This is a genomic window from Psychrobacter sp. Choline-02u-9 (genome assembly GCF_002836505.1).
Classification (GTDB): Bacteria; Pseudomonadota; Gammaproteobacteria; order Pseudomonadales; family Moraxellaceae; genus Psychrobacter.
In genome coordinates this window covers 195,401-209,409 of sequence record NZ_PJBF01000042.1, presented here as the reverse complement: position 1 = coordinate 209,409, position 14,009 = coordinate 195,401, and the positions used below count along the sequence as shown (strand labels likewise).

14 protein-coding genes are annotated in these 14,009 nt (G+C 42.4%); 8 read left to right on the top strand and 6 right to left on the bottom strand.

Annotated elements, in window-relative coordinates; translation table 11 throughout:
• Positions 1-30 precede the first annotated feature (30 nt).
• Positions 31-504 (top strand): winged helix-turn-helix transcriptional regulator, encoded by a 474-nt coding sequence (locus CXF69_RS04480; RefSeq protein WP_101204559.1) that lies wholly within the window; start codon positions 31-33, stop codon positions 502-504.
• Positions 505-636: 132 nt separating this feature from the next.
• On the opposite strand, the gene CXF69_RS04475 is transcribed toward CXF69_RS04480, so the two are convergent.
• Together CXF69_RS04475 and CXF69_RS04470 are read right to left on the bottom strand one after the other, a co-directional pair.
• Positions 637-1,686, bottom strand: coding sequence for a zinc-binding alcohol dehydrogenase family protein (locus tag CXF69_RS04475; protein WP_101204575.1), 1,050 nt, complete (start codon positions 1,684-1,686; stop codon positions 637-639).
• Positions 1,687-1,984: 298 nt separating this feature from the next.
• Positions 1,985-2,848, bottom strand: a complete 864-nt coding sequence (locus CXF69_RS04470) for an SDR family NAD(P)-dependent oxidoreductase (protein ID WP_101204558.1) — start codon at positions 2,846-2,848, stop codon at positions 1,985-1,987.
• 227 nt (positions 2,849-3,075) lie between these two features.
• Between CXF69_RS04470 and CXF69_RS04465 the strand changes: the two genes are divergently transcribed.
• Entirely contained in the window at positions 3,076-3,348 is a 273-nt protein-coding gene (locus CXF69_RS04465; protein WP_101204557.1) for a type II toxin-antitoxin system HicB family antitoxin, read from the top strand.
• A gap of 132 nt (positions 3,349-3,480) precedes the next feature.
• Here the strand turns inward: CXF69_RS04465 and CXF69_RS04460 are convergent, their stop codons facing one another.
• Positions 3,481-4,662, bottom strand: a complete 1,182-nt coding sequence (locus tag CXF69_RS04460) for an MFS transporter (RefSeq protein WP_101204556.1) — start codon at positions 4,660-4,662, stop codon at positions 3,481-3,483.
• A gap of 265 nt (positions 4,663-4,927) precedes the next feature.
• Here CXF69_RS04460 and CXF69_RS04455 point away from each other — a divergent pair, with 265 nt between their 5' ends.
• Together CXF69_RS04455 and CXF69_RS04450 are read left to right on the top strand one after the other, a co-directional pair.
• Positions 4,928-6,307 carry an aminotransferase-like domain-containing protein gene (locus tag CXF69_RS04455; RefSeq protein WP_101204555.1) on the top strand — a complete coding sequence of 460 codons (1,380 nt, stop codon included), beginning with the start codon at positions 4,928-4,930 and terminating at the stop codon, positions 6,305-6,307.
• A gap of 243 nt (positions 6,308-6,550) precedes the next feature.
• On the top strand, positions 6,551-7,516 hold the full coding sequence (locus tag CXF69_RS04450; RefSeq protein WP_101204554.1) for an EamA family transporter: 966 nt from the start codon (positions 6,551-6,553) through the stop codon (positions 7,514-7,516).
• A gap of 66 nt (positions 7,517-7,582) precedes the next feature.
• On the opposite strand, the gene CXF69_RS04445 is transcribed toward CXF69_RS04450, so the two are convergent.
• The 3 genes from CXF69_RS04445 to CXF69_RS04435 form a co-directional block, all read right to left on the bottom strand.
• Positions 7,583-8,710, bottom strand: coding sequence for a M14 family metallopeptidase (locus tag CXF69_RS04445; RefSeq protein ID WP_101204553.1), 1,128 nt, complete (start codon positions 8,708-8,710; stop codon positions 7,583-7,585).
• A 208-nt stretch (positions 8,711-8,918) separates the two neighbouring features.
• Entirely contained in the window at positions 8,919-10,466 is a 1,548-nt protein-coding gene (locus tag CXF69_RS04440) for an ATP-binding protein (protein ID WP_101204552.1), read from the bottom strand.
• A gap of 1 nt (position 10,467) precedes the next feature.
• Positions 10,468-11,190: a heavy metal response regulator transcription factor gene (locus tag CXF69_RS04435; protein ID WP_101204551.1), complete on the bottom strand. Its 723-nt coding sequence runs from the start codon at positions 11,188-11,190 to the stop codon at positions 10,468-10,470.
• Between the two features lie 408 nt (positions 11,191-11,598).
• On the opposite strand from CXF69_RS04435, the gene CXF69_RS04430 reads away from it, so the two are divergent.
• The 4 genes from CXF69_RS04430 (at position 11,599) to CXF69_RS04415 (ending at position 13,939) form a co-directional block, all read left to right on the top strand.
• Positions 11,599-11,883, top strand: coding sequence for a hypothetical protein (locus tag CXF69_RS04430; protein ID WP_101204550.1), 285 nt, complete (start codon positions 11,599-11,601; stop codon positions 11,881-11,883).
• A gap of 177 nt (positions 11,884-12,060) precedes the next feature.
• Entirely contained in the window at positions 12,061-12,357 is a 297-nt protein-coding gene (locus CXF69_RS04425; RefSeq protein ID WP_227522875.1) for a hypothetical protein, read from the top strand.
• 194 nt (positions 12,358-12,551) lie between these two features.
• Positions 12,552-13,145, top strand: a complete 594-nt coding sequence (locus CXF69_RS04420; protein WP_101204549.1) for a c-type cytochrome — start codon at positions 12,552-12,554, stop codon at positions 13,143-13,145.
• Positions 13,146-13,285: 140 nt separating this feature from the next.
• The gene (locus CXF69_RS04415; protein WP_101204548.1) at positions 13,286-13,939 is read left to right on the top strand and encodes a DUF411 domain-containing protein; all 654 of its coding nucleotides are present in this window, start codon (positions 13,286-13,288) and stop codon (positions 13,937-13,939) included.
• The last annotated feature ends 70 nt before the right edge of the window (positions 13,940-14,009 follow it).

The following is a 14,009-nucleotide window of genomic DNA, read 5'->3' as shown; positions in this document are numbered from 1 at the left end:
CCTATAGCTTAAAGATAAAGGAGATAACCTATGCGCTGGGATGAACTGAACCAACAGTCTTGCTCGGTGGCTCGCACTTTAGCAGTCATTGGTGATCGTTGGACGCTCATGATTTTACGTGATTGTTTTTTGGGAGTCAGACGATTCGACGTATTTGAGCAACGCTTGGGCATTACACGTCATGTCCTATCTAACCGTCTTCGTAAATTGGTTGAATACGATATTTTAAAAAAAGTCGCCTATCAGCAGCGGCCGCTACGTGAGGAATATAGACTGACAGAGTGTGGATTAGATTTGCACTCTGTCGTACTGGCATTGGTCAGTTGGGGTGATAAATACATGGCTGATGAACGCGGGGCACCGCTGTTGCATAGACACAAGGCATGTGGTCACATTATGCATCCGGTGACAGTATGCTCCAAGTGCGCTGAGCCCATTACTGCACGTGATATTGAGGTTGAGATAGGACCCAAATGGATCGGTAATGATGAAGTAAGTATTTAATATAGTAGCGGTTTATAAGCCATTAGAGCTAGATATCAGAACACTTTATTTAAAAGACTTAACCTTTTACGGCTGTACCGTATTTCAGCCTAAAGTGTTCCGAACCCTCGTTAACTATTAATCTAAATGGCGTTATGCAGACCAGCCTTCTAATACAATCTTGCCATGCGCTTGCTGTTTTTCTAGCATTTGGTGCGCACTACGTAGATGTTCAGCGGTGATAGCCCCAAGATTGTGAGCAACTGTGGTTTTGATCTCGCCTGCATCAATCAATTTTGCCACCGCATTTAATAAATGATGCTGTTCAATCATGTCTGGCGTATTGAACATTGAGCGTGCAAACATAAATTCCCAATGCAGAATTAAGCTTTTGGTTTTAAGCGGGTTGGCATCTAGTGATTTTGGATCATCAATCAGTCCAAGCTTACCCTGCGGCTTTAAACATTTAATGATTTCTTCGTAATGATCTTCAGTGTTATTGAGACTCACCACGTAGTCTACTTCAGCAATACCTGTTTTTTGTAGTTCATCAGACAATGGGTTGCGGTGATTGATAACATGATCAGCACCCAAATCTTTGAGCCACTGCACGCTCTCATCTCTCGAAGCCGTACCGATAATCGTGGCAGATGTTCTTGTTTTTAATAACTGAGTTAGGATAGATCCAACGCCGCCCGCTGCGCCAATGACCAATACTGAGACGTCATCAGCGTTCTCGCTACTACCGCTGTCATTCGCTGCGCTATCAGAGACAGGCACTTGCAAACGATCAAATAACATCTCCCAAGCTGTAATCGTCGTCAGTGGTAATGCTGCTGCCTCAGCGAAAGACAAAGAGGCTGGCATGTGCCCAACGATACGCTCATCGACCAACTGATATTCAGCATTGCTGCCTGAACGGGTCAAATCTCCAGCATAATAGACATTGTCGCCTACTGAGAATAAACTGACGTCTTCACCGACAGCCGTCACAGTACCAGCAGCATCCCAACCAATAACAGCATACTCACCCTCTGCAGCAGGACGCCCTTCACGGATTTTGTAATCTACTGGATTGACTGATATGGCTTTTACTTCTACGAGAATATCGCGACCTGAAGCAACTGGTTTATCAAGGGTGATGTCTTGTAGCGATTGTTCATTATCGATAGGTAGATTGTTTTGATAACCAATGGCTTTGATAGTTTGCATAATATTGTGTCCTGTTTTTAATAAGAAAGTTTTTAATAATAAAATTTGAAAATATAGTTAGGGCGTGTCCTCAATTCAATCAATAGTCATCTAAATGGGTTAAAAATGGCTAAACCTTGCCAAACAGCGTCAAATCGCTGGTTAATATCCCGATATTATCTGCACTATTTTCCTCGTTTGACGGCAATTTACCTCATTTTTATCACCATTTTTGAAATGAAGATACGCCCTAGTAATGGTTTAATTGTTTGAAATTCATTGATGCCGCAAAATATAAATCTTATGCATCTTATGCAAAAATTGACTGCAATAATGTTTGAGTCTGCTGCTCAAGCTCTGCAATGGCTGCTTGGTTTAAAGCATCAGCATGTGGTCGACCAAATTCTCCTCTTGCATCGCCATGTGCGCCACCTTTGATGTCGTTATCAAAGTATGTACCAGTATCGTCAGCGAACTCATCCGAGATGGCCAACTCCGTTAGGATATTTGCGCCTTTGTCTGCTGATGACCAATGCTGACCATACGCTTCGTTAGCCATTTTTGTATTCAGTAGCGACCCTGGGTTAACGGCGATGACATTGATATCGTTGCTAACGACTGTGTCAGCTAATGCCATACTCCACATGGTTAATGCCAGCTTACTTTGGGCATAAGCATCTTTATCATCGAGGCGGGTTTGACCTGCAAGTGCTTGATAAGATATTGACGCTTGCGCAGCTGAGCTTAAGTTCACGATACGCGCTTGCTTAGACTGCTTGAGCAAAGGCAACAAAGCATTGGTCAGCTCATAAGGCGCTAGGTAATTGACTACGAAACGTACATCCAAACCGTCTTTCGTCATTGCTGATGCCGTAGTATAAATCCCTGCATTATTTATGAGCACATCAAGCTTGGTCAGTTTTTCATTGACGTCTGCTGCCATCTTTAGCACATCCGTTAGATCAGAAAAATCAGCCACAAACCCATCAATATTATCTACTGCTGCGCCTGTCGCGACTGCTCGAACTTCTGCAATGACGCTAGCAAGCTTGTCAGCATCGCGGCCATGCAAGTACACTTGGTGCCCAGCTTCTACCAGTTTTAACGCTGCCAATTTGCCAATGCCATCTGTGCTGCCAGTAATTAAAATTGTTTTAGTGGTATTCAGAGTCATAAACCGCCCTTATTGTTTGAATTATTGTTTCAGTTTTGGATACCTGTTCTATTTTATCCGTCGTGATAGCGTCCATTGTAATGAAAGTGTTGTGGGTCAAACAGTAGCCATCACCTAAAACACTTTCAATATAATTTTGAAAGTGAATTATATTTAAGAGGTTATGTAGAGCATTATCTAAGCGGTTGCTAGTTATACTTAGGTTCAAACTTCATGAGGAATGTTAAATGCAGTATCCCATAGCAATTACACCAAGTAATAAAACAACAGCTTATGGCATATTTATCCCAGACATAGTGGGTTGCTATTCAGCCAGCGATGAACGTGCAGATATCTCTAATAATGCTAAAGAAGCGATTATGCTCCATCTAAAAGGATTGATAGAAGACGGTGAAGCCATTCCTCTACCTACCGATAGTACTAAACATAAAGATAATCTAGATTTTGAAGGAATGGATTGGGCAGTAGTAGATATTCAGATACATGAGCTATATGAATGACATCAAAGAACCACTCATGCCTGTCAGATATAATAAATGAACTAAAAAAATTCACATAACAAAAAGGACAAGTAATCTAATCATGAAAAATTAAAAAGATAATGAATAGAAAACTGCATTATCAATCTTATTTTAAGTCACGCTATGCAAATTGGCGTTCGAATGACGTCCAGTCCTCAACATAGGTTGACTGGCAAATAAGACAATCACACCAACTAATGAAAACACACCAAAGGCGTAGAATGCAGTAGCAGCACCATACCGATCCACAATCAAACCAGTAAAGATGACGGGTACACTAAGCCCTATATATGCCATCAGAAAATAGCCTGCACTTGCACGTGCCTGCTCATTTCCAGCAGATTTTGCGACTCCTAACATACCGCCTAAATAGACAAAGCCATAGCAACTAGTACTGGCCAAGAATGCCGCCAAAAGAATGACTGGTAGATTGGCGTTCAACGTCCCCCAAGCCAATAAAGCATAAGCCGGTAATAAGATCAAAAGACCAAGCTTGCTTGAGACTTGAGGGTCAAGCTTTCGGGCGATTGGCTGAACGATCAATCCACAACTGATGGCTAACATAGAGGATATCCCTGCATACTTAGCGAGTCCATGTGTGGCCAGTACTGAGGGAATAACTGACAGCACCAAACCTGTCGTCGCCCAACAAATCAAAATACTACTGCCATACCAAATGACTTCACGATTAAAATAAGGTAGCCGTAGCATAGATGTGGGCAAATTAGTGCGTTTAGGTGCTGTCTCTGGTAATTGATATAACAAAAACATAGCGAATATCCCACTCGCTAGCAGTAAGAAAAAACTGGCTGGCTGATCGGTTTCGTAAAACATTAAAGAAACTGTCGTCAATACAGGACCAAGACCAAAACCTATCGTCGTACTGGCCGTCACCCACGCTGTCGCACGCATCGTATCCGATGAGCCAAGCAGCTCAATCATATAGGCTGTCGCCGTAGCAGCCATCAGAGCAGTTCCCACACCCAGTACGAATCGCGCTACTGCTAATGCTCGCGTGTATGGATAAAATAACATAAGAGCCGTCGCTGCTACCGATAACGCTAAAGCTATTAAAATTGTCTTGCGCCGTCCAATCCGATCAGACAACCCACCAAAAGCCAACAATACAGGTATGACGCCTAATACATAAAAGGAAAACGCTATCGTAGTTGCTAGTACACCATAGCCATCATTGTGTGCGTAAACGGCATAAAGCGGCCCTTGGATATTGACGCTTGTCGTTATCACGCATAAGGCAAAGGCCAGATATTTATTATATTTTTTCGTGGTCATATATCGCTGCTTTTTGAAGAATTACCATTGAATTGACTGAGGTAAGTGTGATTCACAGTAGAATGACACCTACCTCTACATCGTTTACGTTCAATGATTAAAACAAAAGTACAGTAGGTTATCTATATACAATCCAGTACAATTAGACAGAACTGTTTGGTCTATAAAACCCATACAGTTCGGATATCCTACCCATATATTGTCCTAGCTATAACCTTAAGATAAAACCTTCACAAAATTCGCCTTACCAAAAATTGTAAAAAATATGAATAAAAAGCTAACACGTATCGAAGTTGTCATGGCTGACGTAAAAGAGAAAATAGCGACTGTCATCTACATGCCAGAGTCGCGACTACCCTCCGTCCGTGCCGCTGCCAAAGATTATGGGTTCTCGCCATCTACCGTGGTTGAAGCCTATGAACGCCTGCAAACTGAGGGAATCATCTACTCCCGTCCTGGCGCAGGGTTTTATGTGGCAGAAACTACAGCGCCGCTATCATTGACAGATATAGCACCAAAAATTGACCGAGTGGTAGATCCGTTGTGGGTATCGCGGCAGTCACTGGAGCCACCCGATGGCGCGCTAAAGCCAGGCTGCGGCTGGTTACCAGCGGACTGGCTGTTTGAGGCAGGTATACGCCGTGGTCTACGAAATGTGGCAAAGGCTGACGCGTCCATTATCAGTGAGTATGCAACGCCGCTAGGACTGTTAACATTGCGCCAATTACTCACACGGCGTATGGCAGGATTAAGTATCAATGCAGAGCCATCACAGGTTATATTGACGGATTCAGGCACTCAGGCGATAGATTTGATTTTTCGATTTTTGCTGACGCCGGGTGACACGGTCATCGTCGATGATCCTTGTTATTTTAACTTTCGAGCACAGCTGCTTGCCCATCGGGTCAAAGTGGTTGGTGTGCCTTATACGCCAAATGGGCCAGATATAGATGCCTTTGCAGCGATTTTAGATGAGTGTAAGCCGCGCCTGTACATCACCAATGCTGCCATTCATAATCCTACGGGCGCAACGTTATCACCTGCTACGGCATACCGTGTATTACAATTGGCTCAGACTGCTGATTTGTACATTATCGAAGACGATATTTTTGCAGATTTTGAAGTCAAGCCTGCGGCGAGATTGGCGGCTTTGGATGGGTTATCACGAGTATTCTATATAGGCAGTTTTTCTAAAACGTTATCAGCATCCCTACGCTGTGGTTATATTGCAGCGCCTACAGAGTGGGTTGAGAGTTTGGTAGATTTAAAGATAGCGACTGGCTTTGGTGGCAGTCAGTTAGCAGCGGCGGTTGTGTTCTCAGCATTGACTGATAGCGGCTACCGTAAGCATATGAATGATATCCATACTCGGCTGGCAAGCGCGCGTACTCATACGCTACCACGATTGGCCAAATTAGGCATCGTACCGTGGCTGCTCCCACAAGCAGGTATGTTCCTATGGTGCCGATTACCTAAGAATAATAATGCGACCGAATTGGCCAATCGCTGTTTATCCAAAGGTGTGGTATTGGCACCGGGCAATGTTTTTAGCCAATCGGACAATGCTGAAAATTTTATGCGGTTCAATGTGGCGCAGATGAGCCATTCAAAAATTTTCGAGGTATTGGCTCAATCGTTAGACTGATCAATCAGAGACTTATATAGTCATTCCACTATAAAGTATTACAGCGTTAACCTCGCTTGAAGTATCACATGTACATCTACACTCGGTTGCCTTGTACTACTTTTAAATTGAATCGACTATAGTGCTAGTACCTTCTTATTATATATTGACCTTTCGACTATAATTCTAAGCCTAAACATAAGCTGAACACAATTAAATATAACCACTCCCGACAACGGATACTATTTCTCTAGGATAGCTCATATGTCCCCTATATATACTGCATTGGCTATACTGGTTACCTTTATCTGGGGCGTAAATTTTACTTTTATTGCGTGGGGTCTTGAGAGCTTTCCGCCATTGATGCTTACTGCTCTGCGTTTTTTCTTTACTGCTGTGCCATTGGTTTTGTTTCTAAAGCCGCCTAAATTCAACCGTACCTTGTTTATCTATGCTATCGGTACATTTGTCATGCAGTACGCCTTTGTATTTACAGCAATGCATCTGGGTTCATCCCCGGGGCTGACGGCACTACTGCTACAAATTCAGATTTTTATCACGGTATTGCTAGCGTACTTTATATTGGGTGAAGCAGTCAGCCGTATGCAAATCGTCGGTATGTTGGTCGGTGTACTAGGACTCAGCGTGATTGCGCTAAACCTTGGCGGTGATATGCCTTTGGCAGGGTTCATCTGTATTTTGATTGCGGCCATCGGTTGGAGCTTTGGTAATATTGCCTCCAAGCAAGCATCAAAACAGACCTCAGAAAAAGCGTCAGAGCAAACGGCTCTAAAAGCGATGCAGCAAGGAACAAGGGTATCTGTTGCTACATCCAGCACTGAAAAAAATAAAGCCTCTGCTCTGTCTGCGCTAGCGCTGGTAGTCTGGGGCGGTCTCATTGCTTGCGTGATGTTGACGATATCTTCTCTTACATTTGAGACTGATGCATGGCAGATGGCGACGTTTACTGAAGCATCACTCAAGTCTTGGCTCTCACTTGGGTTTATCGTCTATATCTCAACCTTAATTGGCTTTGGTCTGTGGGCACACTTACTCAGTCAAAATACCGCGTCCAAGGTTATGCCGTTTGCACTATTGGTGCCCGTATTCGGTATGGTGACCTCAGTACTACTCACAGGAGAAGTGGTGACTTGGTGGAAGATGCTGGCCATGATGTTGATCTTATCAGGGCTGTTATTGGCGAATGTGAAAATGAAAAGAAGCTGCTAACGATGACCACTAAAACACTCAGCCATCATTAGCAGCTTTCTATTTTCTGCAGCTTTTTTTCTATAGTTATCGTAAGTCATCCACCACAGCTAGCATTGCTACCAGTGATGCTTCCCCTAACTTGATAGAACGCTCGGGTGACCAACCCATCTCTTCATCGGGCAGATTATCATTGTCTTTAAATGGCATCTCTAACGTATTAGCAAGACAATCAAAACGCTCTGCTACCCAATTGGTGGCAACGGTCATATTGGCAGCACCTGGTGCATCGACCTCATAGCCAATCTCAGACTGAAAGTCGGCACTGGCTAACTTTAATACCTCTGAAAACTTATCACGTAGTCCAGCAAGACGGTCACTGTAGCTTGGCGTCCCTTGTGACCCAGCGAGGAATACATACGGCAATGCTTCATCACCATGCACATCATAAAATAGATCCACGCCTGTCGCTTCCATTTTATTAATCACATGAAATACTTCAGGGCTTTTGTCTAAGCTTGGACTTTGCCATTCACGATTTAAGTTGGTTCCGGCAGCGTTAGTACGCAAGTGTCCACGCACACTGCCATCAGGGTTCATATTAGGAACAATATAAAAATTGGCCTTGTCTAACAACTGTTTGCCAGTCGCATTATCACTATCTAACAAGCTATACAACAAACCCTCAATGAGCCATTCAGCCATCGTCTCACCTGGATGCTGACGAGCAGTAATCCATATATTGCGCTTGTGGGCAGCACCGTCACCTATTTTGACTAGGGTCAAGTCACGTTTATCAAGCGTTTCGCCTAGATGCTCTAACGTCACTAGCGGATGCACTTGCACGGCGGCCAATAAATCTTGATGACGCTCATAGCTATAAGGCGCAAAATACGCAATCTGAATGGTTTCGCATTCTAACTCTGCCACGATGGTCAATTTGCCATCTTTATAAGAGGTTGGCAGACGGAACCAATGCTGACGATCATAAGAAGCCACCGCTTGGTAGTTCTCCCACCCTTCTAGATAAGACGCCTCTCCTGCATTCAGAATATTGAGAACATACTGCTCCCCTATTTGACCTGACAAACGAAAGTTAAACCACTGAAAAAACTCGCCGCCAACATCTGGACGAATCGCTAATTGAATGTCTTTTTTGTTGTCTGCATTAATAATGTCAATGTTGCCTGCATCAAAATTAGCTGTGATATGCATAGTCATTCCCTAATTGATTTTTATGATTGTGTTTTAAGTATTATGTTCGTTATCGACTTACTGTTCTACCTATTGCCTTGTAATAATCTCTAGCTTTATATTGGGCACTAGACATACATTTACTTGGTCATTATCAGCTCGTTTTCAAGGCAATAACCTATCAAATCTATCTGTTCAGGTTGAATATTTAGCGTTGGCTACTAAAAGATTAAACCTCTGCTAATAACTCGACACTTACTTGAAAGTAATCATCGTCTTTTATAGTAATACTGACGTTACCATTATGCGCCCCAACGATAGACTGTACGATAGATAGACCCAAACCTGTTCCTGTGTGGCGATCTATTGTTTTATGATGTCGATAGAAGCGCTCAAACAACTTATCTGCCTCACTTTGTGTCAACGGCTCATCTAATTGGTTAGTGATGGTCATTCGTAAAATAGCTTGTTTTGATTGTTGAAGACTGCTTATTGTTGTACCCACCATCTCATCTGAGTTTACTCTATCTGCACTAATGGTTATAACGCTATCTTGAGCAGCATAATAAATCGCATTCGATATCAGATTAGCAAAGAGCCTTTGTAATAAACTTTTATCTCCTAAAACAGCGCTGAACTCACCTTTGGTTTCAATAGCGATACCTCGGTCTTCTGCAATCATTTCGTAGTAATCAACGAGCTTGGTGATTAAACTGTCCGTATCCACGTGACTGATTTGCGAGTCACTCAATCCTTTTTGGGTTTTTGCTAGCAGCAGCATATTATTTATCATGGCCGATAGCTGCTCTAAGGTGTCATGCTGATGGTGTAGCTGCTCAATGTATTCATCACTAGCTCTCGGTTTGTTTAACATGACTTGCGTTTGCGTGCTGAGTGTCGCTATTGGAGTGCGCAGCTCATGGGCGATATTGTCTGAAAACCGTGACAATGATTCAAAATTACTTTCAAGCTTGGCCATCATTGAGTTGTAAGATTCTGCTAATGGTCGCAGCTCTAACGGCATATCACTGACCGTGACTCTATCATCCAATCTGTCAGGATTCATTGTTTTCATTTTTTGGACGATGGTCGCCAAAGGTGCAAAACCCCAATACACACCCAGCGCCGCTACTGATACGAGCAACAAGGTAATCGCGAACAAAATCATACTAAGCTGACGATTGAACTGTAATAAATACTGATGATGCACATCTATAGGCAATGCGATAAGCGCGAGCATTTTGTCGTCTTCAATGACCATTGCTCGATAGTATCGGCTGTTGATATTCATCACAAACTGTTGCTTATCATTATCTTGTTTCAGTGATGACAGATTAAATCCTTCCCCTAGCTCTTGAGCAAAGTTATTGGGGGTACTAGACAGTATCTGCCCTTCTTTATTAGCGATAATGGTTTTTAGATCGTAATCTAGCCAAGAAGAATGCTGATGATCAGCTTCATCTGATATCGCTGCGGTAGAAGTATCTCCATCAGGCATTACGTCAGGTGCCGCTCTTAGCGGCTGTTGACTATCCAATGGATTTTGAGAGCTAGGTAGGGTTTGGGAAGTTATAGGGCTACTAGGTTCTATCACTCGTTTACGTAGATTAAAAGCCGCATGAGTCATAATTTCAGCGTCCATTTGCTCGAAATGGCCTTTAACAGAACGCTGTATCCATATATAAATGATAACCTGTGATATAACAACAAATATCGTGAGCAGCAACACAGTACGCCATAATAGTGGCAAGCGCCGATTATCAAACCTATATTTCATATTAGACATTGCCAGCTTCGTGAGATGGTTGGCTATCAAGCGCTGTATCGACAGCTTCTAACCGATAGCCCATCCCGCGCACCGTATGAATCAGCTTTGCGTCATGATCATCGTCTATTTTTATACGAAGACGTCTTATCGCCACATCAATCACATTGGTATCATTTTCAAAGTTCATATCCCATACTTGGGAGGCGATGATTGAGCGTGGAAGCACTTCACCGCGGCGCTCTAATAAAAACTGTAGTAAGGAAAACTCTTTTGCCGTGAGCTTAATAGGCTTATCTCCTCTATGCACCGTACGCTTGCCGATGTCCATCTTAAGATCCGCTATTTGCATAATCGTACTTTGATAGTCGGCTTGATTGGCACGTCGTAATAAGCTTTTCATCCTGACGATCAATTCTGCAAAGGCAAAAGGCTTGGTCAAATAATCATCGCCACCAATCTCAATCCCTTTTATCTTGTCACTTAAGTCATCTTTTGCGGTTAGAAATAGCACAGGCGTATGCTTGCCAGCCGCTCGGTAATTACGCACCAGCTCAAAGCCACTAACATCAGGCAGCATCACATCCATCAATATCACGCTAAATTCTTCCGTCATCAATGCATGATAGCCATCTAATCCTGTTAGCTGATGATCCACGATAAACCCAGCTTCGGTTAAGCCTTTTTTTATATACTCGCCAAGCTTCAATTCATCTTCTACCAGCAGTACTTTCATTGTAATTCCTCAATACGGTCATGATTGTTTAACGTTCTAACCAGCACAGGTGACAATATTGACTGGTAGCGGACAAAGATGTCATGTGCTCGTAATCAGACTGTCAGTTTTATTTTGCTAATCTATATAAACGGTACATAGGTGCTCGTTTCAATACTTAGCTACTATCCAATACTTAGGGCGTGTCCTCAATTCAAACGAGTGTCTCTAAATGGGCTAAAAACAGCTAGATTTTGCCAAACATCGTCAAATAATTGGTCAATATCTCGATATTATCTGCACTACTTTCCTCGTTTGACGGCAATTTATCTCATTTTTATCACCATTTTTAAAATGAGGACACGCCCTAGCTACTATGAATTATTTTTATCGGTAATCAATGTAAACAACTTACGAAAGAGGTTTTATATGAAAATTTATGGTTCGTTCAAAAAAGTAGTACTGCTTTCGGTATCTGTACTTATCGGTACTACCACTGCCAATGCGCATACGATTGATCTAAGCACTTCAATCATCAACAACTGCGACGCTGTGACTGAGTTTGCAAAAAACTTGGATCATAACGATGCTCAGCTCTCAAATTCACAAATGAAAAGCTATATCGATGCGAGAGTGGCTTGTGAGATTGAACACAAAGATCAACATCTACAGTCTGAAAAATACTTCATTAACAAATATGGTAGCGATAAGTGATATCAGCTCTGATGTCATACTAAAGGATTACTGACAACATTAAAAACCATAAATAGTAAGATGACAGAATTGTAATCTTACCGTCATCTCTCTGTCAGAATCACTAAAGTATGCTTTAAAGTAACTTAATATCTTAAAGTCTTTTCGACTACATACCAATTTAAATAAGGATTTACCATGTCATTATTCAAACCAATGCCACTGCTCAAATCAATGCCACTTTCTAAATCAATCGTAGCAACTGCTATAGCCTTAGTTGTTTCAACCTCTGCGTTGGCACACGATCCCAAAATGCACGCTGAAAAAGACCAAATGAACTGTGAGAAAATGCAAAAGCATATGCAGATGATGCAAAAAATGGATCATAGCAAAATGGATATGAATGATCCTGCTATGAAAGCCATGATGGCTAACATGAGCAAAATGAAAGCGATGTACCAAAAGCACTGTGTGAGCAGCGATAGCGATTCTTAAATATCAATTTATAAGTTCAATACTATAGTCAGTTCAATATAATTTCGATACAAGGAAACCGAGTGCAAGTTATACATTAATATGCTTAGCGAGGATGACGCTGTAGCGGATTTATATAGACTTGACTATATTGTCAGAGAAGCTGATCAAGCAGTAATGGGATATTAAATAAAATGGATTTTTAGGACAAACCTATGAAGTTTTTACTAGGAATACTGTTTACTGTCTTTGTCGCTATTGTGGGCATTTTTATGGTGGTGACTAGTGGCATGATAAATATCGGTGCTGATCGAGCTCATAGTCCGCTGGTTTACGATTTTTTAGAAACTGCCCGCACACGCTCGATTGAACATGCCAGTAAGAATATTTTGGTTCCCAATTTAAAAAAGGCGGAGATGATCAGCTCGGGCGGTGCAGATTACAAAGATATGTGTGCAGGCTGTCATTTATCTCCTGGCGTCAACAGCACAGATTTAAATAGCGGTATGTACCCAAAGCCTCCTAACTTTACTCAGGCGGATATCGTTAAGCGCTATCGAAACGAGGCTGGTGCCAGACAAAGCTTTTGGGCGATTAAACATGGCATTATGGCGTCTGGCATGCCCGCTTGGGGCGCTACTCACGATGATGACAGAATATGGGCGATGGTTGCTTTTATTAGATCGCTACCTGACTTAAATGAAAACCAGTACACCATGCTAACGACTCGGTTAGACGATAGTATGTTGGATATGTCATTTGATGGTGAGATGAATATGTCAGGTGATGGATCCGAAATGCAACATTGATTTTTTGTAAAAAATGCAGTGCTCAATAGTGCTGCTTTTTGCGATTTGAGTTTTAAGCTTTGCTAGCACTATTTTATCCAGTGATGTGGCTCTAATTTTTATAATATTTAATCGTCAGACAGACGCTCGGGAGTGGTTTTATGAGACGCTATACTAATAGATTTATTAATGAACATAATCTGATATCTGGCCGTGTGCTCTCGGCGATCGTGGTATTGCCATTATCGTTAACGATTGCCGCTTGTAATCAACCTAATTCCGCTGCTGCTGAATCAACACCAGCGACTGAGCCAACTATTGCTACGCAAAACGTGCAAACTACGCAAACGGAGCAGCCAACAGCTGAAATAATGCCAGTCAGCGCTCCTTCAGATACCCAATCAACTATCCTAAAAAACATCTCAGCCACCGTCTATAAAGATGCCAATTGCGGCTGTTGCAAAGAATGGGTCGGTTATGCCGAAGGTCATGGTCTAAACGCAACCGCACAGAATGTCGAAGACGTGTCCTTGTTTAAAGAGCGATACAGCGTACCGCAGCAAATGCGCTCTTGCCATACCACCGTCACTACTGATGGCTACGTATTTGAAGGTCATGTCCCTGCTAAGTATATGGCGCAGTTCCTAAAAAACCCGCCAAGTGATGCCATTGGTCTTGCCGTATCTGGTATGCCAGTTGGTAGCCCTGGTATGGAATATCAAGATAAATTTATGCCATATAAAGTGATGCAGCTTAACAAAGATGGCTCAACAGCCATTTATGCAACCATTGACTCACCGCAGCAGCAAATCTAGTTTGATTAACACTTTACATAGCTCATTCTGTTCTATTAATGAGCCAACAGTTATATGAACTCAACTCCCA